General features: G+C 69.8%; 26 protein-coding genes. 15 read left to right on the top strand and 11 right to left on the bottom strand.

Annotation, left to right across the window (positions count from 1 at the left end; genetic code table 11):
* The first annotated feature begins 59 nt into the window (after positions 1 to 59).
* Both AWC02_RS13180 and AWC02_RS13175 read left to right on the top strand, forming a co-directional pair.
* The gene (locus AWC02_RS13180) at positions 60 to 554 is read left to right on the top strand and encodes a carboxymuconolactone decarboxylase family protein (RefSeq protein ID WP_085129198.1); all 495 of its coding nucleotides are present in this window, start codon (positions 60 to 62) and stop codon (positions 552 to 554) included.
* Between the two features lie 191 nt (positions 555 to 745).
* The gene (locus tag AWC02_RS13175; protein WP_085129265.1) at positions 746 to 2,509 is read left to right on the top strand and encodes a CocE/NonD family hydrolase; all 1,764 of its coding nucleotides are present in this window, start codon (positions 746 to 748) and stop codon (positions 2,507 to 2,509) included.
* Between the two features lie 5 nt (positions 2,510 to 2,514).
* Here the strand turns inward: AWC02_RS13175 and AWC02_RS13170 are convergent, their stop codons facing one another.
* Positions 2,515 to 2,973, bottom strand: coding sequence for an SRPBCC family protein (locus AWC02_RS13170; RefSeq protein ID WP_419179253.1), 459 nt, complete (start codon positions 2,971 to 2,973; stop codon positions 2,515 to 2,517).
* A 112-nt stretch (positions 2,974 to 3,085) separates the two neighbouring features.
* A complete protein-coding gene (locus AWC02_RS13165) occupies positions 3,086 to 4,069 on the bottom strand; it encodes an esterase family protein (protein ID WP_085129196.1) in 984 nt (327 codons plus the stop codon).
* A 346-nt stretch (positions 4,070 to 4,415) separates the two neighbouring features.
* Between AWC02_RS13165 and AWC02_RS13160 the strand changes: the two genes are divergently transcribed.
* Positions 4,416 to 5,483, top strand: a complete 1,068-nt coding sequence (locus tag AWC02_RS13160) for a DUF7159 family protein (RefSeq protein ID WP_085129195.1) — start codon at positions 4,416 to 4,418, stop codon at positions 5,481 to 5,483.
* A 1-nt stretch (position 5,484) separates the two neighbouring features.
* Here the strand turns inward: AWC02_RS13160 and AWC02_RS13155 are convergent, their stop codons facing one another.
* Entirely contained in the window at positions 5,485 to 6,045 is a 561-nt protein-coding gene (locus AWC02_RS13155) for a YceI family protein (RefSeq protein ID WP_085129194.1), read from the bottom strand.
* A 122-nt stretch (positions 6,046 to 6,167) separates the two neighbouring features.
* On the opposite strand from AWC02_RS13155, the gene AWC02_RS13150 reads away from it, so the two are divergent.
* From AWC02_RS13150 to AWC02_RS13120, 7 genes are all read left to right on the top strand, one after another.
* A complete protein-coding gene (locus AWC02_RS13150) occupies positions 6,168 to 6,590 on the top strand; it encodes a hypothetical protein (protein ID WP_046317755.1) in 423 nt (140 codons plus the stop codon).
* An 87-nt stretch (positions 6,591 to 6,677) separates the two neighbouring features.
* Entirely contained in the window at positions 6,678 to 7,697 is a 1,020-nt protein-coding gene (gene gnd / locus AWC02_RS13145) for a phosphogluconate dehydrogenase (NAD(+)-dependent, decarboxylating) (RefSeq protein WP_085129193.1), read from the top strand.
* Positions 7,698 to 7,856: 159 nt separating this feature from the next.
* Positions 7,857 to 8,768, top strand: coding sequence for a DUF4129 domain-containing protein (locus tag AWC02_RS13140; RefSeq protein ID WP_237160461.1), 912 nt, complete (start codon positions 7,857 to 7,859; stop codon positions 8,766 to 8,768).
* Entirely contained in the window at positions 8,765 to 9,253 is a 489-nt protein-coding gene (locus AWC02_RS13135) for a hypothetical protein (protein ID WP_085129191.1), read from the top strand. The genes AWC02_RS13140 and AWC02_RS13135 overlap by 4 nt, the downstream gene beginning before the upstream one ends.
* 8 nt (positions 9,254 to 9,261) lie before the next feature.
* A complete protein-coding gene (locus tag AWC02_RS13130) occupies positions 9,262 to 10,233 on the top strand; it encodes an AAA family ATPase (protein ID WP_085129264.1) in 972 nt (323 codons plus the stop codon).
* The gene (locus AWC02_RS13125; protein WP_085129190.1) at positions 10,230 to 11,507 is read left to right on the top strand and encodes a DUF58 domain-containing protein; all 1,278 of its coding nucleotides are present in this window, start codon (positions 10,230 to 10,232) and stop codon (positions 11,505 to 11,507) included. The genes AWC02_RS13130 and AWC02_RS13125 overlap by 4 nt, the downstream gene beginning before the upstream one ends.
* Positions 11,504 to 11,977 carry a hypothetical protein gene (locus tag AWC02_RS13120; RefSeq protein WP_085129189.1) on the top strand — a complete coding sequence of 158 codons (474 nt, stop codon included), beginning with the start codon at positions 11,504 to 11,506 and terminating at the stop codon, positions 11,975 to 11,977. The genes AWC02_RS13125 and AWC02_RS13120 overlap by 4 nt, the downstream gene beginning before the upstream one ends.
* On the opposite strand, the gene AWC02_RS13115 is transcribed toward AWC02_RS13120, so the two are convergent.
* Together AWC02_RS13115 and AWC02_RS13110 are read right to left on the bottom strand one after the other, a co-directional pair.
* Complete coding sequence (locus tag AWC02_RS13115; protein ID WP_085129188.1) at positions 11,955 to 13,085, bottom strand: nitronate monooxygenase; 1,131 nt, start codon at positions 13,083 to 13,085, stop codon at positions 11,955 to 11,957. The genes AWC02_RS13120 and AWC02_RS13115 overlap by 23 nt on opposite strands.
* Positions 13,086 to 13,227: 142 nt before the next feature.
* Positions 13,228 to 14,019, bottom strand: a complete 792-nt coding sequence (locus tag AWC02_RS13110; RefSeq protein ID WP_085129187.1) for an HAD family hydrolase — start codon at positions 14,017 to 14,019, stop codon at positions 13,228 to 13,230.
* A 117-nt stretch (positions 14,020 to 14,136) separates the two neighbouring features.
* Here AWC02_RS13110 and AWC02_RS13105 point away from each other — a divergent pair, with 117 nt between their 5' ends.
* The 4 genes from AWC02_RS13105 (at position 14,137) to AWC02_RS13090 (ending at position 17,782) form a co-directional block, all read left to right on the top strand.
* Positions 14,137 to 14,373 (top strand): hypothetical protein, encoded by a 237-nt coding sequence (locus AWC02_RS13105; protein WP_085129186.1) that lies wholly within the window; start codon positions 14,137 to 14,139, stop codon positions 14,371 to 14,373.
* 129 nt (positions 14,374 to 14,502) lie between these two features.
* On the top strand, positions 14,503 to 15,006 hold the full coding sequence (locus AWC02_RS13100) for a hypothetical protein (RefSeq protein WP_085129185.1): 504 nt from the start codon (positions 14,503 to 14,505) through the stop codon (positions 15,004 to 15,006).
* 22 nt (positions 15,007 to 15,028) lie between these two features.
* Positions 15,029 to 16,303 (top strand): competence/damage-inducible protein A, encoded by a 1,275-nt coding sequence (locus AWC02_RS13095; protein ID WP_085129184.1) that lies wholly within the window; start codon positions 15,029 to 15,031, stop codon positions 16,301 to 16,303.
* Positions 16,304 to 16,393: 90 nt separating this feature from the next.
* Complete coding sequence (locus AWC02_RS13090; protein WP_085129263.1) at positions 16,394 to 17,782, top strand: lipase maturation factor family protein; 1,389 nt, start codon at positions 16,394 to 16,396, stop codon at positions 17,780 to 17,782.
* Positions 17,783 to 17,808: 26 nt separating this feature from the next.
* Here AWC02_RS13090 and AWC02_RS13085 read toward each other — a convergent pair whose 3' ends face one another.
* Both AWC02_RS13085 and dtd read right to left on the bottom strand, forming a co-directional pair.
* On the bottom strand, positions 17,809 to 18,237 hold the full coding sequence (locus tag AWC02_RS13085; protein ID WP_085129183.1) for a DUF2834 domain-containing protein: 429 nt from the start codon (positions 18,235 to 18,237) through the stop codon (positions 17,809 to 17,811).
* 47 nt (positions 18,238 to 18,284) lie between these two features.
* The gene (dtd, locus tag AWC02_RS13080) at positions 18,285 to 18,716 is read right to left on the bottom strand and encodes a D-aminoacyl-tRNA deacylase (protein WP_085129182.1); all 432 of its coding nucleotides are present in this window, start codon (positions 18,714 to 18,716) and stop codon (positions 18,285 to 18,287) included.
* A 53-nt stretch (positions 18,717 to 18,769) separates the two neighbouring features.
* On the opposite strand from dtd, the gene AWC02_RS13075 reads away from it, so the two are divergent.
* Positions 18,770 to 19,087, top strand: coding sequence for an MTH1187 family thiamine-binding protein (locus AWC02_RS13075; protein WP_085129262.1), 318 nt, complete (start codon positions 18,770 to 18,772; stop codon positions 19,085 to 19,087).
* Here the strand turns inward: AWC02_RS13075 and AWC02_RS13070 are convergent.
* The 4 genes from AWC02_RS13070 to AWC02_RS13055 form a co-directional block, all read right to left on the bottom strand.
* Entirely contained in the window at positions 19,080 to 19,730 is a 651-nt protein-coding gene (locus tag AWC02_RS13070; RefSeq protein ID WP_085129181.1) for a M15 family metallopeptidase, read from the bottom strand. The two genes, AWC02_RS13075 and AWC02_RS13070, sit on opposite strands and share 8 nt — an antisense overlap.
* A gap of 17 nt (positions 19,731 to 19,747) precedes the next feature.
* Positions 19,748 to 20,494: a peroxide stress protein YaaA gene (gene yaaA, locus AWC02_RS13065; protein ID WP_085129180.1), complete on the bottom strand. Its 747-nt coding sequence runs from the start codon at positions 20,492 to 20,494 to the stop codon at positions 19,748 to 19,750.
* Positions 20,448 to 20,999, bottom strand: a complete 552-nt coding sequence (locus AWC02_RS13060) for a phosphatase PAP2 family protein (RefSeq protein WP_085129261.1) — start codon at positions 20,997 to 20,999, stop codon at positions 20,448 to 20,450. The genes yaaA and AWC02_RS13060 overlap by 47 nt, the downstream gene beginning before the upstream one ends.
* Positions 21,000 to 21,106: 107 nt before the next feature.
* Positions 21,107 to 21,553, bottom strand: a complete 447-nt coding sequence (locus tag AWC02_RS13055) for an STAS domain-containing protein (RefSeq protein WP_085129179.1) — start codon at positions 21,551 to 21,553, stop codon at positions 21,107 to 21,109.
* Positions 21,554 to 21,573 lie beyond the last annotated feature (20 nt).

Genomic DNA, 21,573 nt, shown 5'->3' with positions numbered 1-21,573 from the left:
TCGGGGACAGGACGTTTTAGCGGCCTCGGCGCACCGGCGACCCGCTAGTATCCCAAGGTATGAGCCGAATCGGGGATTTCGCCCCAGACGACGTGATGGGCTGGATGGTCAAGTCGCCCGAACTGGCCGCGGGAATCGGCGGTTTCAGCACGGCGGTCTACTCTCGCGGCCGGCTGCCGCTGCGCACCCGGGAGTTGGCCCGGATAGTGATCGCCTTGGACAACGAGTGCACGGTCTGCGAAAACACCCGTGACGCCGACGGCCCCGCGGCCGGGGTCAGCGAGGATCTCTACGAGCACGCGGCCCAGTGGCGCACCTGGGAGGGGTTCAGCCCCCAGGAGCGGATCGCCGCCGAGTTCGCCCACCGGTTCGCCACAGACCACACCGGCCTGCGCGACGACGAAGAGTTCTGGTCGCGGTGCGCCGAGCACCTGAGCGACGAGCTGCTCGCCGACCTTGCGCTGTCGTGTGCGCTGTGGCTGGGCATGGGCCGGCTGCTGCGCACCCTCGATATCGGGCAGGCGTGCACGCTGACGCTGCCGAGCCGGGCTTGAGGCGCCCGGGACGGTCACGCCAGGCAGGATTGGCGTTGGCCGCTGTCGCCGCGGTCGGGGCTGCGGGAATCGCGGCGCGCCGGGCCGCTGCGCCCAGGAAGCGTAAGTACAGCTCCTCGCCGTTGAGTCCCGAGTGGACTCCGCGTCCCGCCGAATATGGCGTCGGTGTGCGGCGCAATCTGGCCGTGGAGATGAGCGATGGCGTGGTGCTGCGGGCTGACGTGCATTACCCCACCGTGCCCGAGACGGGACAGCCCGCCCCCGGGCCGTTTCCGGTGCTGCTGTCGCTGACCCCGTACGGCAAGCTGGCCCCGCCGCCGGCGGCCCAGATCGGCGGGGGACCGACCCCGCGCCTGATCCGGCGGGGCTATATCGAGGTGATGGTCGACGTCCGCGGCACCGGGGTATCCGGCGGATCGTTCGAGATGTTCGGTCCCGACCAGGCCCGAGACGGGGCCGAGCTGGTCGCCTGGGCGGCGAAGCTGCCGAACTCCAACGGCCGAGTCGGCATGTTCGGTATTTCCTACCTGGCGATCAACCAGCTGTTCACCGCGGCCTCCGTGGGCCCGGACTCGCCGCTCAAGGCGATCTTCCCGGTGATGGCCGCCAACGACTTCTACCGGGACGTCGCGACGATGGGCGGCGCGACCCACATGCCGGCGGTGCGCGGCTACGGCGCGGTGTACTCGATGCTCAACGTCATCAATCCGACACTGGAATTCCTCGCACGAGGTGGGCACGAGCGGCCTCGTGCCGGCGGGCTCGCCGCCGTGCGGCAGCGTGGCAAAGACCAGCGAAATTACTTCTGGCCGTTGATCGCCGACGTGAGTGCCGGCGGCGAGGCCGCCTACGACGGACCGGTGTGGGACCGGATGCGGTCCGACCCGCTACTGCCCGCGATCGCCGCCAACAACGTCGCGGTCTTTCTGGTGGGCGGCTGGCATGATGCCTTCCAGCGGGGTGCGCCGCTGAATTACGCCGCGCTGCAGAACTCCAGCGTCGGTCGCCCCGCGAGCGCTCCGATGGAGCCCGGCCAGCCGACCGTCGACCGGATCCGGCTGCTGATGGGGCCGTGGTATCACGTGTCGGATTTCGATGGTCTGCAGATGCAGGATCTGCAGCTGCGCTGGTTCGACTACTGGCTGAAAGACGATGAGACGGCGGCCATCTCGGGATCACCGTTCACCTTCCAGGCGATCGGCGACCGCCGGTGGTATCACACCGGCCAATACCCGATTCCCGAAGCGGAACCGAGGCGGCTCTACCTGGCCCATGACGGCCGGCTGGCCGACGACGCCCCGGCCGAGCAAACCGTGGCCAAGCTGACCTACCGTTCGCGCGGCCCGGTGTCGGGACGCAGCCTCGAACAGTGGTCGCTGGGACTCAACAGCTACGTCACCGCATCGGCGGGCGGCCGCACCCGCTACGACCAGGACAACAGCCGGTTGCACCGGGGCGCGTTGACCTACACGACGGAGCCCTTCGACTCGCCGACGCTGCTGGCCGGGCCGATCACACTTAGTGTGCAGGCGACGGCCGACACCACCGAGACGCTGTGGGTCGCCCACCTCGACGACGTCGCGCCGGAGGGCGCATGCCGGCCGCTGACCATGGGAGCGCTGCTGGGCTCACACCGGAAATTGGACCCCGCCCGCACCTGGTATCTGCCGGACGGCACGGTGCTGCGCCCGCATCACATCAGCACCCGGGACGCGGTGGCGCCGGTGGACCCCGGACAGCTGACCCGCTACGACATCGAGATCTTCCCGACCGCGGCCCTGATCACACCGGGGCACCGGCTGCGGCTGACATTGACCACCTACGACTTTCCGCACCTGGTCCCCAACGTGCCCACCCGGCGCGCACTGGCCGGTGGTCTCTACCAGGTGCACCAGGGCGGGCCCACGCCGTCGTTTCTGGTGTTGCCGCTGGCCGACCCGGAGAGTCTGGACTGAGACCGCTAGGGCTGTTCGGCGACGTCGCGGATGCGCTCCAGCGTGCGCCGCATGTCGCGAATGTTGTTGCGCTGCCTGAGGAAACCGCCGAACAGCCAGTAGTAGACGGTGGTGAGCAAGGAATCGGCCAACCGGAATGACTCGGTGACGTCGGTGCCGTCGGCGGTGGGGATGAGCTCGTAGCGCCAGCGGTTCACCGCACGGTCACCGGCGAGCACCGCGAACCCGAACACCCGGTTGGGCTCGCACTCGGTGACCCGGCAGGTCGTCCAGTACACCGGACCTATCCCGTTGCGCCGGACGTGGCCGCGAAAACGGGCGCCCACCGCGGGGCCGTCGGCACCGTCGAGCCATTCGGCCTCGAAGGTCTCCGGGGAGAACTTGCCGATGTTGCGGACGTCGGCCACCAGCTCCCAGATCCGTTCAGCCGGGGCAGCCATATGAACTGTCGCAGAACCCTGCATGCGCCCCATCCAATCATGTCCGGCGGGCTGGGGTAACCCTTGCGGGAAAAGCACTGGGTCCCATCCGAAATCGGATGGGACCCAGTGGTAAGACCGCCGCGATGGACAGCTGCTAGCTGCCGCCGCCGCTGGCGCCCAGGTGGCTCTGCAGGTCGGGCTTCATGGCCTGCAGCTGCTGGCCCCAGTATTCCCAGCTGTGGGTGCCATAGTCCGGGAAGTTGAAGATTGCGTTGTTGCCGCCGGCCGCGGTGTAGAGCTCCTGGAACTTCTTGTTCTGCCCGATCATGAAGTTGCCCTCCAGGAACGTGGCGGGCAGGTTGTCGCCGCCCAACTCGTTCGGGCGGCCGTTTCCGCAGTAGACCCACAGGCGGGTGTTGTTGGCCACCAGCCTGCCGACGTTGACGGTCGGGTCGTTGCGCAGCCATGCCGGGTCCTCGTCGGGGCCCCACATGTCTTCCTTCTTGAAGCCGCCCGCGTCACCCATGGCCAGCCCGATCCAGCTCTTGCCATCGGACGGGTTGATGTAACCCGACAGGGAACCGGCGTAGACGAACTGGTTGGGGTGGTAGATCGCCAGGGTCATCGCGGACGCACCGGCCATCGACAGACCGACCGCGGCGTTACGGCTCTGGCTCACGCCGTACTCCGAGGCCAGGTAGGCCGGCAGCTCGCTGGTCAGGAAGGTCTCCCACTTGTAGGTGGAGCAGCCCGCCTTGCCGCACGCCGGGCGATACCAGTCGCTGTAGAAGCTGGACTGACCGCCGACCGGCATGATCACCGAGATGCCCGACTGGTAGTACCACTCGAACGCGGGGGTGTTGATGTCCCAGCCGTTGTAATCGTCTTGGGCTCGCATGCCGTCGAGCAGGTACAGGCCCGGTGAGCCCGAACCGCCCGGCTGGAACTGGACCTTGATGTCACGGCCCATTCCCGCCGAAGGCACCTGCAGGTACTCGACCGGCAGACCCGGCCTCGAGAACGCCGATGCGGTTGCCTCGCCACCGGTCAGGCCGATCAGGCCCGGCAACGCTGCGGCAGCTACCGCGCCGACCAAAAGTCGGCGTGCCCAGCGCAATCCCTTGGTCACGTCTGTCATTCCTGCCCCTTGTCGTCTCACTGTGGAACGGTCACTCTCACGATCGCGACGCTGTGCGCCACCACTTCGGATCGGTCCTTCACATGCAGCAACGGCCGCATTTCGCAACTCAAGCGGCCGTTCCCGGGATCGACTCGCTCCATAGCATACCCGATTTTGGGCCGGTACCCGGCTAGAACATGCAGCACGACACGCGTAGGCTGCCCTCCGATAAGCCGAGAAAAACACTGCACTGAGCAGTCGACTGTCCGCTGTTGCCGCCGAGCCGGTCCCGCCCGTGGGCGCGGCGAGGGGCTCCGGCAGCGGCCGTGACAGCGCAGGTCGGGACCGATTGGGGCGCGCGATTTTGGACACCGTACTGGGGCTGGCGGTCACCCCGTCGACTATCGGCTGGGTCACGGCCGCGGGCTCGCACCGCCCGGGGATCGGTGAAGAGGTCTGGGTCGACGGGGGCGATGCCGGTCCGGACCCGGTCGACCTTGCCGCACAGGCGTCGGCGGTGGCCGCCCGGGTACGGACCATGCTGGCCGCCCGCGGCGATCGCCTGCGCGGCGTGGCGGTCACCTGGAGTGACGAGGCGGCCGTCGCCGCGGCGCTACTGCTGGAGTCGCTTGCCGACGCCGGTTGCGATCACGTGGTGCCGGTGCGCTACGGCCTGGCGGCTGCCTCGCTGGCCGGCGACCTGGAGGCGGCTGCGGTCTGCGTCGTCGAACCCGGGTTGGCCACCTTGGTCCTGCCCGCGCGTCCGGGAGCCCCGGACCCGGTGGTCGACTCGCATGCGGTCACCGACTTCGACCAGGTCGCCGGCTGGCTGGGGGAGAGGCTGGCCTCAGACGGTCAGCGGCCGGAGACGCTGATGGTCGCCGGATCGGTGCGGGGTATGGACCGGCTGGGGCGGCGCTTGGAGTCCCACCTCGGGATGCCGGTTTTCGTTCAGGGCGGCGCGATTCAGGCGCTGGCGCGTGGCGCGGCGCAGGCCTTGGCCCCGCACACCGAATTGGCCTCGACTCCGCTGGGCGCTCCGGCCGCCGGAGTGACGGCCGGATCCCTGCGCGGGCGCCGGCCCCGCTCGCTGTCCTACGCAGCAGCCCTGCTGATGCTTGCGGTGGGAACGGTGACCCTGGTGGCATCGCTGGCGGCCGCCCTGAGCCTGCAACTGGGCCCCGACAGGTCAGCGCCGGATCTGCCGGCGCCCCAGCGTGCGACGGTGGCCCGCGTCATCGTGCCCGCCCCGGCGCCGGCGGCGATCCCGGCGCTGCCACCCCCACCGGCCGCACCGGTCGAGACCGAGGACGCGGAGTTCGGTTCGCTGTGGGACGCCTCGGAGATCGGTCCGGACCTGTCGGAGCCCGGGGGCGTCCCGACCCTGCTGGAGCGCGTTCGGGACCACGTCTTCGGCCCATCCGGGCGCTGAGTCACCCTCGATGCGTCGGGTCGGCGATGCTCACCGACAGGGACACCGTCACCTCGTCGGCGACCTGCATGGCCCCCATCAACATCGAATAGCGCCGCACCCCGAAGTCGCTGTGGCGCACCTTGGTGTCGCCGCTCACCTGCCAGGAACCGTCCTCAGGGGCCACCCGGACAGCGACGACGTGCGGCTTGCGCCGCCCGTTGATCTCCAGCGTCCCGGACAGCCGGTAGCCGTCGCCGGCCGGTTCGACGTCATCGCAGACGAATCGGATCTGCCGGTGTTTGTCGGCGGACAGGCACTTGAGCGCATTACTGCGGATCAGCGTCTTCTCCGGCGGGGTCAGCGGCGTCACGCCGCCTGCGCCCTGCAACACCCGCAGCGAATCCACCTCGACAACCAGATCCACGCCGGTGGGCGACTCGCCGGACCACGACACGCTCGCCTGCCAGCGCTCCATGGCGATGGTGAGCCGGTGTCCCATCTTGGACGCCCGGCCCGCAACGTCGGTGTGGACCAGCAGCTGGCCGTCCGATGCGTCGAGCTGCCACTGTGTTGCGGTCATCCGCGGCACTTTAGCGCCCGGGCCTGAGGGCTTCCGGACGGATTCCTGATGGGGTGCGACGCTCACCCGTTAGGCTCTCACGCGAGGAACACCGGCCTGGATCGACGGACTGAGGGCGAACAATGATTCGTGAACTAGCTGCAGCTGCTCTCCTGGCGGGAGCTGCGGGAGTGGTCGCCGTCGGCGCCGCACCGGACGCGGTGGCCTACCCCGGCGACGTACCGGGCATGGCCGAGGGGCAGCGGCAGGGTGACGCGTGCTTCAGCTGGGAGCGCTTCATCTACGGGCACGGCCCCAACGGTCAAGCCTTGGCATGCCACTTCATCGCCAACCAGTGGCCGCCCAAGGACACCGGCTTCTGGCAGATCTCCTACCCGCTCTACGGGGTGCAGGAGATCGGTTCGCCCTGCCCCAACCCGCAGTCGGCGGCGCAGTCGCCCGATGGGTTGCCGTTGCTGTGCCTGGGGGCACGCGGCTGGCAGCCCGGGATCTACACCGGCGGCATCGGCCCCTACTTCCCGCCGGGAATCGCCCCGGTCGGCTGACCGAACCCGGCGCATCCGCCGATCAGCTTCCGCCCAGACTGGGCGGCTAGCTTCGATGGGATGACAGCCGGTAGGCACCAGCGCACCATGCGGCTGGGGATGATCGGCCTGGGCCGGATGGGCGCCAACCTGGTCCGGCGAATGGTCGACGGCGGCCACCAATGCGTCGTCTACGACCACAACCCGGACGCGGTCCGTGCCCTGGCCGACGAACCCAACACCACCGGGGTGCACTCCCTGGCCGAACTCGCCGCACAGTTGCCGGCCCCACGGGTGGTGTGGGTCATGGTGCCCGCCGGTGCGATCACCACGGGTGTCATCGACGAGCTGACCGGTCTGCTGACGGACGGTGACGTCGTGATCGACGGTGGCAACACCTATTACCGCGACGATATCTCGCACGCAAAGACTTTGGCCGCCAAGGGAATTCGCCTGCTGGACTGCGGCACCAGCGGCGGCGTGTGGGGCCGCGAGCGCGGCTACTGTCTGATGATCGGTGGAGATCGAGCCGCGTTCGACCACGCCGAGCCGATCTTCGCCACGGTGGCACCGGGAGTGGACTGCGCCCCGCGCACACCCGGGCGCCACGGGCCGGTCACCCAGGCGGAGAACGGCTACCTGTACTGCGGCCCGACGGGGGCGGGGCACTTTGTGAAGATGGTGCACAACGGCATCGAGTACGGGATGATGGCCTCGATCGCCGAGGGACTGAACATCTTGCACCACGCCGACATCGGCGCGCAGAACCAACCCGGTGACGCCGAGACCGCGCCGCTGGCCAATCCGGAGTTCTACCGCTACGACATCGACATCGAGCAGGTCACCGAAGTGTGGCGCCGGGGCAGCGTGATCGGTTCGTGGCTGCTGGACCTGACTGCCGACGCCTTGCATACATCACCGGATCTGGCGGAGTTCGCCGGCCGGGTGTCCGATTCGGGCGAGGGCCGCTGGACCGTCATCGCCGCGATCGATGAGTCAGTGCCCGCGCCGGTGCTGACCACCGCGCTCTACGCGCGATTCTCCTCGCGCCAGCTGTTCGAGTTCGGCGCCAAGGTGCTCTCGGCGATGCGCAAGCAGTTCGGCGGTCACGACGAGGAGTCCTCCTGAGCGCTGCGCAGCGACGCGCAGTCCGGGCCGCCGGTTGCGGTCCTTCGCGGCGTCCTGGCCGGGGCCTGCCCGGGCGTGCCAGTATGGGGAATGCCGCGGCAACGGCGGGCGACCCAGGTGACTGGTGTCGCCGCAAGGGCCGACAGGACGACCGTGCGGGTGATCGCCCTGACTGTGTTGCTGCTCGCGGCGGGGGCGACCACCCGTGGCTACCTACCGGGCGCCGAGCGCGGACCGCGGCGGGCCGAATCCGCGGGCGCGGTGGAGGCGATCGTCCTGGCGGGCCTGCTGGCGGTATCCGGCGCCGTCATCGTGCTCGCCATCGTGCACCGGACGCGTCACCGGCGCTCTCAGCCCGGCGCTGCCGGTCCGGTACCGCTGGCCTTCGTGGGGGGGCGGGGTCCGGTCTGGCGGGCGGTGCTGCTGGTCGTGGCGGCGCTGGCGCTGTGGCTGCTGACGCTGGTGGTTCTGGCCAAATTCGGAGCGGGGCACCACATCGGGATTCCGGTGGAGGTCGCCGGGGCGGGCGACGCCGCCTCGAGCTCGCCGAGCGATCCGCCGCCGGCGCACCGGCCGGCATCGGGCGGACCGCCGGGCGGTAGAAGCGCCTATCTGCTGGCCCTGCTGACCCTGGTGCCGGCCCTGGTCGCCGCCGCGGTGGTCGCCACACGCAACCGCCCCCGCCCCGCTGCGCCACCGCAGAGCACGGTGCTTGCGACGGTGGGGAGCGCTGCGAGCACCGGCGAAACACTGGTGCGTGCAGCCGAACTCGGCCTGGCGCGCATCATCGACCCCAGCCGAGAGCCGCGGGCGGCGATCATCGCCTGCTACACGGAGATGGAACGCCACCTCGGTGCCGATCCCGATATCGCCCCCCGAGCGTTCGACACACCTACTGAAGTGCTCGCTCGTGCCGTCGCCCACCATGCCTTGGCGCCGGACAACGCCGCCCGGCTGGTGGCGTTGTTCGCCGAGGCGCGTTTCAGTGCGCACCAGATGACCGAGCAACACCGCGCCGACGCCGTCGACGCGTTGCGGATGGTTCTCGAAGAACTGCGGAGGCCGAGATGAAAATGCTTTTTCTGCAAGGATTCCCGCTGATCGCCGGCGCTGAGGTGGTGGCCTTGATGACCCATCGGCATCAGTTTGTGCTGTGGGCGGCGGCGCTGGCGGCAGCACTGCTGATGGGTGGGGCCCGGCGTCGGCTGATCGAGGGCGGCTCGCCCGCGGAGGCGCCGCCGACTGCCATCGACGAGCCCGGCGAGGCACTGCGACGGTGGCGCTCGGGTACCGAGGCCAGAATCCGCTGGGCGGAGTCGACGAGGGCCGACTGGGACCGGCGCTGGCGACCGATCCTGGCCCGGCGCTTCGAGATCTCCAGTGGGCAGGGCAGACTCAAAGACCCCGTGGCGTTCGCGGCCACCGGGGGGCTGCTGTTCGGTGCACAGTTGTGGCCCTGGGTCGATCCCAGCAACGTCGCCCCGAGGGCCGACGCGGGCCCCGGCCCCGGCCGTGCCGTCCTGGAGGAGATCCTGTGCCGGCTGGAGCAGGGGTGAGCACCGGGCTGTCGGGTGCCGCGGCCACCACGGGGCAGCGCTGCACCGCGGTGCTCGATGAGATCGAACGCGTGGTGGTGGGCAAGCGCTCGGCGCTGTCGCTCATCCTGACCACGGTGCTGGCCGGTGGTCATGTGCTCATCGAGGACCTGCCGGGCCTGGGCAAAACGCTGATCGCCCGGTCGTTCGCGGCCGCACTCGGGCTGGACTTCATTCGGGTGCAGTTCACCCCCGACCTGTTGCCCGCCGACCTGCTCGGCACCACCGTCTACGAGATGTCCACGGGCCGTTTTGAATTCCGGCGCGGCCCTATCTTCACCAATCTGGTGCTGGCCGACGAGATCAACCGGACGCCACCCAAGACCCAGGCGGCACTGCTGGAGGCCATGGCCGAAGGCCAGGTCAGCATCGACGGCACCACGCACCGGTTGCCGACGCCGTTCATCGTGCTGGCCACCGACAACCCGATCGAGTACGAGGGCACCTACCCGTTGCCGGAGGCGCAGCTGGACCGGTTCGCGATCAGACTGCACCTGGGCTACCTGTCCGAGCAGGGGGAGGCGGCCATGCTGCGCCGGCGCCTGGACCGCGGAGCCGCCCTGCCGACGGTGCGCAAGGTCGTCGACGCCGACGAGCTGGTGGCGATGCGCGAATCGGTGGAGCAGGTCAGTGTGCATGACGACGTGCTGCGCTACGTGGTTGCGCTGGCCACGGGAACCCGGCGTCATCCGCAGGTGGCGGTGGGCGCCAGCCCGCGGTCGGAGCTCGATCTGGTTCAGCTGGCCCGGGCACGTGCCCTGCTGCTCGGCCGCGATTACGTGATTCCCGAGGACGTCAAGGCGTTGGCCACCTCGGCGATCGCACACCGGATCACGCTGCGGCCGGAGATGTGGGTGCGCCGCGTCCAGGGGACCGACGTGGTGGAGGACCTGCTGCGGCGGCTCCCGGTGCCACGGACCCCGGAGGCTGCGCCGTCGTGACGAACGATCCCGAGGTGCGTGTGGTGGATGCCGCGTTGCGCTGGCGGGCATCGCCTTTCGCCACGGCGCTGGCGACAGCTGCCGCGGTGGCCCTGGTGGCGGCGGTGGGTGCGGCACGCTGGCAGTTGATCGCCTTCGCCGCGCCGTTGCTGGCGGTGTTGTGCTCGCTGGACGCACAGCCGCCCCTTCCGGTCGTGCGCATCCATGCGACGCCGCCGGCGCGCCGCTGCTTCGAGAACGAAACGGTCGAACTGACCCTCGGGGCCACCGCGTCCGACGCCGAGGCGACGTGGCTTCGCGTGGTGGTCTCGGCGCATCCGGCGATCTCCCTGGCGAGCACGGTGTCCACGACGGGGCCGGGGTGCCGGATATCGGTGCTGGCCACGGCCGCACGCTGGGGCCGCTATCCGATTCGCGCCACGGTGTCGATGGTGAGCCGGGGCGGGCTGCTGGCCGGCGCCGCGACCGTCGACGTCGCCGAGGTCACCGTGTTCCCGCCGGCGCCGCCGCAGCCCACACCGGTTCCGCACAGCGATCTCCTCGACCGGGTGGGGACCCACCTGACCCGGCACCCGGGCCGCGGCGTGGAATACGCCGATATCCGCGCCTACGTTCCCGGCGACCCGCTGCGCTCGGTGAACTGGCCGGTCAGCGCACGCCGGGGCAGCCTGCATGTGACGCAGCGACTGACCGATCGCGGCGCGGACGTGGTGGTGCTGATCGACTCCTACCCCCAGCCCGCCGGGCCGGCGACCGAGGCGACCGAACGCTCGGTGCTGGGCGCTGCGCAGGTGGTCCAGACCGCACTGCGCAGCGGAGACCGTGCCGGGGTCGTTATCCTCGGCGGCCGGCACCCCCGCTGGGCCGGGGCGGAGATCGGCCAGCGCCAGTTCTATCGCATCGTCGACGCGGTCCTGGGCGCCGGCGACGGCGTCGAGTCGACCACCGGAACGCTGGCACCCCGGGCGGCGGTGCCGGCGGGTGCTCTGATCATCGCGTTCTCCACGTTGCTCGACACCGAATTCGCTTTGGCGCTGACCGATCTGCGCAAACGCGGGCACGTCGTCCTTGCGGTGGACGTGCTGCCCGGCTCGCCCTTCGAGGACGAACTGGATCCCCTGGTGGACCGGATCTGGGCGTTGCAGCGCACCACCATGTACCGGGACATGGCCACCATCGGCGTCGACGTCGCCCCCTGGCCGCGGGAGGAGCCACTGGAGCAGGCCATGCGGCTCGCGACGCAGCACCGCCGGTCTGCGGCGGTGCGGCGATGACGCCCGTCGGCGAGGCCGGCGGCCCGGCGCCGCCGGTGCTGGCCTGCGTGTGCGGGCTGGCGATGGCCGCCCTGGCGGGGTTGAGCGCGTCCGGCATGGCGGCGGCCACGGTGTTGCCGGTGGCCGGCGCCGTGGTGTTGGGCCTGCGGTGGCGTGCGGCGGCGACAGGTGCCGTGCTGCTCGCCGTCGCCGCGATCGCGATCACCGATGCGCCCAGCGTGTGGGCGGCGGCCACCGGTCTGAGCGCGGTGGGCTACCTGATGTTGCGCCACCGCGCCCCGATGACCCCGGCCACGGTGACGTTCGCCCTCGGGTTCACCGTCGCGGGATTGGTCGCGACGGTGTTCCCGTGGCGGCTGCCGTGGCTACCGCTGCTGGCGCCGTTCGTGCTTTTCGGCCTTTACGCCCTTGCGGCGCAACCGTTTCTGCTTGCCGGGCCGGACCCGGTCAGGCGCCCGACGCCTCGTTGAGGGCTTCGAGAGTGCTGGTCGCCTCGAGGTACTCCTGGACCCACCGCTCGATGACGGTCGCGGTCTTCTCCACCTTGGTGAACTGACCGACGACCTGGCCGACCGGGTTGAACGCGACGTCGACGCTCTCGTTGGGGTACTTGTTCGTGGCGCGCACGGCCATTCCGGAGACCATGTACTGCAACGGCATGCCCAGCGGCTTGGGGTTCTCGGGAGCCTCCCACGCCTCGGTCCAGGAGTTGCGCAGCATCCGGGCCGGCTTGCCGGTGAAGGACCGGCTGCGGACGGTGTCGCGGCTGCCCGCCTTGATGTAGGCCGCGTGCTGGGCCTCGGTGTTCGAGGATTCCTCGACCATCAGCCACTGCGAGCCGGTCCACGCGCCCTGCGCCCCCAGCGCGAGGGCCGCAGCGATCTGCTGGCCGCTGCCGATGCCGCCCGCCGCGAGCACGGGCAGCGGCGCGACCGCCTTGACGACCTCGGGCCACAGCACAATCGAGCCCACGTCGCCGCAGTGCCCGCCGGCCTCGCCGCCCTGGGCGATGATGATGTCCACACCGGCCGCGGCGTGCTTCTTGGCCTGCGACGCCGAACCGCACAACGCGGCGACCTTGCGGCCCGACTCGTGGATGTGCTTGATCATGTCCGCCGGGGGAGTGCCCAGCGCGTTGGCGATCATCGTCACCTTGGGGTGCTGCAGCGCGACCTCGACCTGGGGCGTGGCGGTGGCTTCGGTCCAGCCCAGCAGCTGCAGGCTGTCCTCGTCGGCGTTCTCGACGGGCACGCCGTGGTCGGCGAGAAGCTTCTTGCCGAAGTCGAGGTGCTGCTGGGGCACCAGCTTGCGCAGCGATTCGGCCAGGTCGTCGGCCGACTGGCCGGAGTCCATGCCCTCGTACTTGTTCGGGATGACGATGTCGACGCCGTAGGGGTGGTCGCCGATGTTCTCATCGATCCAGTTCAGCTCGATCTCCAGCTGCTCCGGCGTGAAGCCCACCGCGCCCAGCACCCCGAAACCACCGGCCTTACTCACGGCCACGACAACGTCGCGACAGTGCGTGAAAGCGAAGATCGGGAACTCGATGCCGAGTTCGTCGCAGAGGGGAGTGTGCATTACCTACTCCTTAGGGGGGCGGGATCGAAGTGAAACGTGTTCTAATTAACTATCAGATTCAGGCATCGCGGGGCCAGTCGGGCCTAGCTGCGCTGGGGAAACCTCAGACTACCGGCAATCGTGTCGCGGGTCATCGGGCCGCTCAGCGCGGGGAGAGCGCGCGCAGGACTGCGACCCCGAAGCCGGCGGCGCGCAGCACAGAGCGCCCGCCGGGGCGGCTCGGGCCGGGGATGCGCAGCACCGGCCAGCCGTGTTCGGTGGCCAGCGCGGCCAGCCGGGGACGGGGATTGACCGGCCGCGGGCGGCCCACCAGCGACATCAGCGCCGCGTCCTCGTCGCCGTCGGCGTAAAAGAAGCTCCGGGCCAGGTCGATCCCGGTTCCCGCGCAGAACGACTGCACCGTGGCCGCCTTCTGGGGGCCCCAGACCACGGGTTTGACGATGTCACCGGTGAGCAGGCCCCGTTCGTCGAGCTCGAACCGGTTGCACAGCACATGGGCGATCTCCAGGAACCGCGCCACCGGTTCGGCGTGGATGGTCAGGGCCGAGGAGCTCAGCACGACGGTGTGGCCGCGGAGCTGATGCGCCCGCACGACCTCCTGCATGTGCGGGTAGATGCGGCTGGTGATGTGGTCGGCGAAGAGCCGGGCGCCGACATCGTTGAGTTCGTCGATGGACTCGCCGCGCAGATAACCTGCGGCCCGTACCAGCAGGCGTTCGAACTGCATGCGGCCCAGGCGGTAGCGCACAGCCGCCTCGACGACGCCGAGCACCTCGCCGGCGCGGGCCTGGCGCCGGCGGATCCGGTCGCCGGCATGGGCGGTGGCGGTGAATCCGGACACCAACGTGCCGTCCAGGTCGAAGAACGCCCCGACGCGGGCGCCCGGCTCGGCCCGGGCGACTTCGGCGACCAGATCGCTGGCTGCTGCGGTCATCGCCGTCGATGGTACGTTCTGCCCCCGGCCGGCCGGCAGGTCCGGCGCCGTGGGAAAACGATGCTGAGCACCTCAGCTGATAGCGTGGTTGGTCTATGCGAAAAGAGAGTCGGCTCCATGACCAGTGAGACCATCGCGACCGACGCGCGGGAAGCCCTGTCGGAGACGGCAGCACAGCAAGGCTGGCGGCGTACCCGGCGCGAGCGGGTCGATATCTACAACCGCGGCATCTACCACGTCCACGCCATCTGGCGCGACGACAACATCCTCAACGGTGGGTCCCACTACGAGGACGCCGTGCTGCTCGTTCACACCACCGACCTGGCGAAGGTCCGGAGCTGGCTGGGACGCTGACGCGGGCCGGGTAACCGCCGCGACTCCGGTTCGCATCGGTTGCATAAACGCCCCTCGTGTCACACGAGCAACATTTTTCACACGGCTAACTTCTGTCCCGACCTTGTAAATCGGGATTGGGGAGAAGCCATGTCACGAGTCCGTAAGTACCTGACCGTCGCCGCCGGCGCCGCCGCGGGACTGTTCCTGGGAGCGCTGGCGTCCAGCGCCACCGCCACCGCCGACGCCGTGCCGATCAACCCGGGACTGGCCGGGGTGGTCGAGCAGATGGTCGCGACCTCGACCAGCCTCCCGCAGCAGTTGCTGCAGACCACCACATCGGCGCTCAGCGGCACCACGCTCGCCCCGCCCACGGCACCGGGCCAGGCGCCCCTGGCGACCGCGACCCTCAACGTGCCGCCGGCATCGACCGCGTCGACCGCGGCCAGCCAGGCGACCTCCGCCGCGGGCCTGCCCGGAATCTCGAACCTGCCGGCGAGCCTGAGTTCGGTTCTGCCCTTCCCGCTGCCCAACTTCGGCCCGACACCGGTCGCGGCTGCACCGACGGCATTCGCGCCCAGCGGGTACCTGCCGACGGCTCCGGTCGCACCGGTGACGCCCATGGAGGTCGTCCTGATTCCGGGTCTGCCCTGAGGCACTGCGTAATCTCGGACCGGTGAGCGCACGCGCAGGAATCGTTGTCACCGGTACCGAGGTACTGACCGGACGGGTGGCCGACCGTAACGGACCGTGGCTGGCCGACCGGCTCCTGGAATTGGGAGTCGAGTTGGCGCACATCACGATCTGCGGCGACCGGCCCACCGACATCGAGAGCCAGCTGCGGTTCCTGGCCGCCGAGGGTGTGGACCTGATCATCACCAGCGGCGGCCTGGGGCCGACGGCCGACGACCTGACGGTCGAGACGGTGGCCAGGTTCTGCGGCCGCGACATCGTGCTCGACGAGGTTCTGGAAGCCCGGATCGCCGACATCATCAAGCCCATGATGGCGCGGTACAGCGGTCCGGGTGCCCCCGATTTCGCGACGGTCCGGGCGGCCAATCGAAAGCAGGCGATGGTCCCGGAGGGGGCAACGATCCTGGACCCGGTGGGCACCGCGCCCGGCGTGGTGGTTCCCGGCACACCGACGGTGATGGTGCTGCCGGGGCCGCCGCGCGAGCTACAACCCATGTGGCACAAGGCGATAGCGACCCCGGCAGTCCAACAGGCGATCGCCGGACGCACGCATTACGCCCAGCAGACGATCCGGATGTTCGGCTTACCGGAGTCCGGCCTGGCCGACACCCTGCGGCACGCCCAGGAAACCATCCCCGGCTTCTACCGGTTGGAGATCACCACCTGCCTGCGTCGTGGCGAACTGGAGATCGTCACGCGCTACGAGCCGGACGCGGCCGAGGCCTACCGGCAGCTGCTGGAACTGTTGCGCGAGCGCCATGGCGGGGCGATCTTCTCCGAGGACGGATTGCAGATCGACGATCTGGTGGCGTCGGCACTGGCCGGCAGACAGATCGCGACCGCCGAGTCCTGCACCGCCGGCCTGCTGGCGGGGCGCCTGGCCGACCCGCCCGGCGCCTCGGGCTATCTGGCGGGTGGGGTCGTGTCCTATTCCAACGAGGCGAAGGTCGAACTGCTCGGGGTCGATGCGGCATTGATCGCCGAACACGGCGCGGTGTCCGAGCCGGTCGCCGAGGCCATGGCCGCCGGCGCCCTGCGCCGCTTCGGCGCCGACACCGCGGTGGCGATCACCGGCATCGCCGGGCCCGGCGGCGGGACCCCGGACAAACCGGTGGGCACCGTGTGCTTCTGCGTGGCGCTGGGCGACGGCCGCAAGATCACGCGGACGACCCGACTGCCGGGGGAGCGGGCCGACGTGCGGGAACGCTCGACGACGGTAGCCATGCATCTGCTCTACCGCGCACTGTCAAACGGCTGACTCCTGCCGCCCCCGGTGGTATGAACATCACACCGAGGAGTTGCAGGTGTGAACACGTGGCTGAACGGTTCGGGGTATTGGCTGGGCCGCATGGTGCTCGAACGCGGCATCGCGGCCGTCTACGTCATCGCCTTTGTGGCCGCCGCCCGCCAGTTTCGCGCCCTGATCGGGGAACACGGCATGCTGCCGGTCCCGCGGTACCTGCGCCGGCGCTCATTCCGGCAGGCCCCCAGCCTCTTTCATCTGCACTACTCTGATCGCCTCTTCGCCGGCCTGTGCTGGCTTGGGGCCGGCGTGGCCGCAGCCTTGGTGGCCGGCGCCGGGGAGCTGGTCCCGCTGTGGGCGGTGATGGTGATCTGGCTGGCGCTGTGGGCGCTGTACCTGTCGATCGTGAACGTCGGGCAGACCTGGTACGCGTTCGGCTGGGAGTCGATCCTGCTGGAATGCGGGCTCTTGGCCGTGTTCTTGGGCAACGACCGGGTTGCGCCACCGGTGCTGGTCCTGTGGCTGGCGCGGTGGCTGCTGTTTCGGATCGAGTTCGGTGCGGGGCTGATCAAGTTGCGCGGCGACTCCTGCTGGCGCGACCTGACCTGCCTGTACTACCACCACGAGACCCAGCCGATGCCCGGGCCGTTGAGCTGGTTCTTCCACCACCTGCCCAAACCGCTGCACCGCATCGAGGCAGCGGGAAACCACGTCGCTCAACTCGTGGTCCCGTTCGGGCTGTTCGCCCCCCAGCCCATCGCCGGAGTAGCCGCCGGGATCATCATCGTCACCCAGCTATGGCTGGTGGCCTCGGGAAACTTCGCCTGGCTGAACTGGATCACGATCGTGCTTGCCGCCAGCGCCGTCGACCAGGCGTGGTTCACCGAACGGATTGCGGACTTGCAGCCGCCGCCGATGCCGCAGGCCCCGCTGTGGTTCGCCGGCCTGGTCATGGCGTTCGCCGCGACCACGCTGATACTGAGTTACTGGCCGGTGCGCAACATGGCGTCGCGGAGTCAGCGGATGAATGCCAGCTTCAATCCGTTGCATCTGGTCAACACCTACGGTGCGTTCGGCACCGTGGGGCGCTTCCGTGCAGAACTGGTGATCGAGGGGACCACCGACGCCGCGCTCACCGAACGGACCGCATGGCGGGAATACCAGTTCAAGGGAAAACCCGGTGCGGTGCAGCGATGCCCACGCCAGTGGGCGCCGTACCACCTCCGGCTGGACTGGCTGATGTGGTTCGCCGCGCTCTCGCCCCGGTACGGGCAACCGTGGTGCGAGGCGTTGCTGCAACGCCTGCTGCGCAATGACCGCGACACCCTGCGCCTGTTGGGACGCAACCCGTTTCCCGACACCCCGCCGCACTTCGTGCGGATATTGCTCTACGACTACCGCTTCACCACCTGGGCCGAGCGGCGACGCGACGGGGCATGGTGGCATCGCAGCCTGGTGGGCGTCTACCGGCCGCCGGTATCGCTGAGGGGCTGACCGGCTGCCGCACACCTATCAGCCGGCTATTGCGCCCCGACCCATACGGTGGCTCCCACCAGCACCAGCGTGACCACGGCCAGCAGTGCCTTGTCGACCGCACCCAGTTGCGGCGCCTGCGCGTCCTCGGCCGCCAGCCGTCGTTCGCGGGCGATCAGAAACAGCGGGAAGGTCACGCTGATCGCCACCAGGAATCCGCCGACGATGTAGGCCCAGACATACCGCACGTTGTGTTTGCGGGCTTCGGTGACCATCAAGATGGCCGCGGCCAGGAACAGCAGCAGGATGTCGGCGGTGATCGAGCGCGACGCGGCGGTGACCGCGGTGTCGGGCAGGAACCGGGAGAAGGACGTGTCGGCGCCGTTGTAGGCCAGGTTCTGCGTCCAGGTGGCCACCAACGCGGCGACGGCGATCACCGCGTAGACGGCGCAACGGACCTTTGCTGCTGTAGTCATCCGGCCACGTTAGCGTCCGCCGGGCCTGGCGTATCGCGGTTTGTGGCTCACAGTTCGAGCAGGACGGTCACCGGACCGTCGTTGACCGACTCCACCTGCATATGCGCCCCGAACTGCCCGGTCGCCACCTGCGCGCCCAAACGTTGCAGCGCCGCGGCGAACTCGGCGACCAGCGGTTGGGCGACCGGGCCCGGCGCGGCCGCATTCCACGACGGGCGCCGGCCCTTGGCGGTGTCGGCGTACAGCGTGAACTGACTGACCACCAGAATCGGTGCGCCGACATCGGCAGCGGACTTCTGATCGTCGAGAATGCGCAATTGCCAGAGCTTTTCGGCCAGGCGCTGCGCTATGGCGGCGTCGTCGGTGTGGGTCACGCCAACCAGGGCGAGCAGGCCCTGGCCCGGTGGATCGATCGCCCCGACCGTGCGACCGTCCACGCTGACCCGGGCTGACAGGACCCGCTGAACCAGAACTCGCACGGCCTCGATGCTAGGTAGGCTCGCTGCAGCGGGGGCAAGGAGGGGTGATCGCGGTGTCGGTGCTCGTGGCGTTCTCGGTGACGCCGTTGGGAGTGGGCGAGGGAGTCGGCGAGATCGTCGCCGAAGCGGTCCGGGTCGTTCGGGAGTCCGGTCTGCCCAACCACACCGATGCGATGTTCACCGTGATCGAAAGCGACAGCTGGGCCGAGGCGATGGCGGTGGTGCAGCGGGCCGTTGAAGCGGTGGCGGCGCGCTCACCTCGGGTGAGCACCGTCATCAAAGCCGACTGGCGGGACGGCGCGGTGGATGCGATGACCGCCAAGGTCGAATCGGTGGAGCGCCACCTGGCGACACCGCCGGAACCTAGTTGACCGCCACGTCGAGGATGGGCCGCCCCACCTGGGCGCCGGGTCCGTTGAAGTGCCACCATTCGCCGGCGTAGTAGTCCAGGCCACCGGCGCGCATCGCATCCCGCAGCAGGGCACGCTCGGCGGCGGCACGCGCGCTGATGCCCTCGGCGAAAGCCGCGGAGTTCGGGGAGAAGTCGTCGAACCCGGTGCCCATGTCCGAGAGCCGACGGTGGGCGTCGGCGGTCGTCACGTCGACCGAGCGCCCGGTCTCATGGCTGCGGGCCAAGGTGCCGGGCCGGGCGACCCAGTTCGGGTTCGGCACCACCTCGAACATCCGCACCTGCACCTGGTGCGGCCGGTAACAGTCCCAGAACACCAGGGTCCGGCCCCGGCTGCGCAGCGCGGCTGCCGCCGTCGCCAGTCCCGGGGCCAGTGATTCGTGCACCAGACACCGGGCGTTGGCCGGGTAGAGGCGTTCCCCGACGAAGTTGTTCGCGGTGGCGTAACGCAGATCGATGATCGCGTCGGGCACCGCGCTGCGCACGTCGACGAATCCGGCCGCGCGGGCCGCCGGCGACACCTCGGTCCCGGGATCGGCGGTCGCGGTACCCGAGGCACCGGTCAGCAGCATCGCCATGACGATCATCATCCGCAGACTGCGCATGCGCCCATTGTCGCGCCTCAGGCCGGCACCACAATCGTCAACCGCCGATCTTCGCGTTCCACCCGCATCCCGGCCCGGCGTGCCACCGTCGCGACCGCCGAAGCGTCCTGCGGTTCGGTCCTGGTGGTGGCCAGGGCCCGCGCCAGCCGGCCTTTATGGGCCTTGTTGAAGTGGCTCACCGAGACCCGCCGGCCATCGGGGTGCTCGGCGATCACGTCGACACGAACGGCTCCGGGGATGGCGGCCAGCGCCGCATAGGACCCGGACCTCAGGTCGACCACCAGCTGGGCTTCGGCGATCTCGGCCAGCACCGGCTCCAGCACGGGGCGCCACAGTTTGGTCAGCCCCGGCCGTCCGGGCAGCTTCGACGTCGCCGACAGCCGGTAGGCGGGCACCGGGTCGGTGGCCCGCAGCAGTCCGAACAGGGCGGAGCCGACAGCCAGCCGCGCGGCGGCCCGGGCGGCTGCCGCACCGCGCAGCGAGTCGACGTCGAGCGCTTCGTAAAGCACGCCGGTGTATCGGTTGATCGCCGGCGCGGTGGGAGCGAGCCGGAGCGCGGCGTTGCGTTCGATCTCGGCGTCCTGCGACGCCGACAGCCCCAAGGCGCTGCGGCTGGCGTCGGGGTCGGCGGCCAGGCCGACCAGCGCCTCGAGGAGTTCGGCTCTCGTGTCGTTCAGTTGCGGAGCAGCCAGGGCCTCGAGGCGCAACGGTGGGCCGTCACCGCCGGCACGTTTGGTCTCCGATGGGGGCAGCAGCACGATCACAGGCAGACGTTAACCGAGCCGTTGCGCCGACCAGCGCGGTGGCGAGCATCGCCGCCCCCACCGTGTCGGTGAAGAAGTGGTAACCGCAGGCCACCAGCCCCAGCATGCCCAGCAGGCTCACCACCGCGGCGGTCAGCAGCGCCCACTGCCGCACGGCTGCCACCACGACCATCATGCCCAGCACCGACACCAACAGCGCGGTATGGCCGCTGGGGTATTCGAGGTAGGGCCCGTTGCGCCGGTCGAAGACGTGCTTGAGCGCCGCAGTCACGGCCGTCGCGGCCAGCGGGCAGGCCAGCACCGCCGCTGCCAGCACCCACTGCCGGCGATACAGGGCCACCGCGACGCTGGCCAGCGACACCGCCAGGACCAGCCATCCGCTGGTGAAGACCAACATCCATCGGGGCTGTGCGCCGAGCAGTGCGCCGGTGGCGCGGCTGAACCAGCTGTCGAAGGGCGTCGACCCGCGCCCCACTGCCGCGCCCAGTGCCAAGGTCGCCAGCACACCGGCCAACGGCCACCAGCGCAGCGCGGTGGCGAGACGACGACCTATCTCTGCAGACCTATCTCTGGGGGACCCGTGCTCCGGGGAGCCGGCTCAGGCGGGTCGGATCAGGCCGACTTCTCGAACAGGGGCAGCAGCGCCTGACGGCGCTGGTCGTTGCCGTCGGCAAGGGCGTGCAGCGCCTGGTCCACCGAGGGCGACGTCGGGAACATGGCGTCCTCGTCGAAGTCGCCGAGCAGTTCGTGCACCGAAGAGCTCTCGATCAGAGTCCACTCGACGCCGGCGGCGCGGCAGTCGCCGTCGAGCACGCACAGCAACCAGATGCCGGCGGCGGCGAACGAGGTGACGCCGCTCAGATCCAGCACCAGAGTTTCGTTGGCAAGGACGAATCGCCGGGCGTGTTCGCTGAGTTGGTCCACGTTGGTGGCGTCGATCCGGCCCCGGACCGTGATCACCGTCGCGAGGTGACGGTAGTGCGCTCGAATCTGTGCTCCGCCGCACTCGACGACCGGGTTGATCCGTGCCGCGCCCCGAGTGGTGATGTCGATTGCCATACCAGCCCCCACCTTCCTGT

Source organism: Mycolicibacter engbaekii (assembly GCF_002101585.1).
In the GTDB taxonomy this organism is placed as follows: domain Bacteria; phylum Actinomycetota; class Actinomycetes; order Mycobacteriales; family Mycobacteriaceae; genus Mycobacterium; species Mycobacterium engbaekii.
The sequence above is the reverse complement of the archived record's forward strand: the minus strand, read 5'-3'. Positions and strand labels throughout refer to the sequence as shown.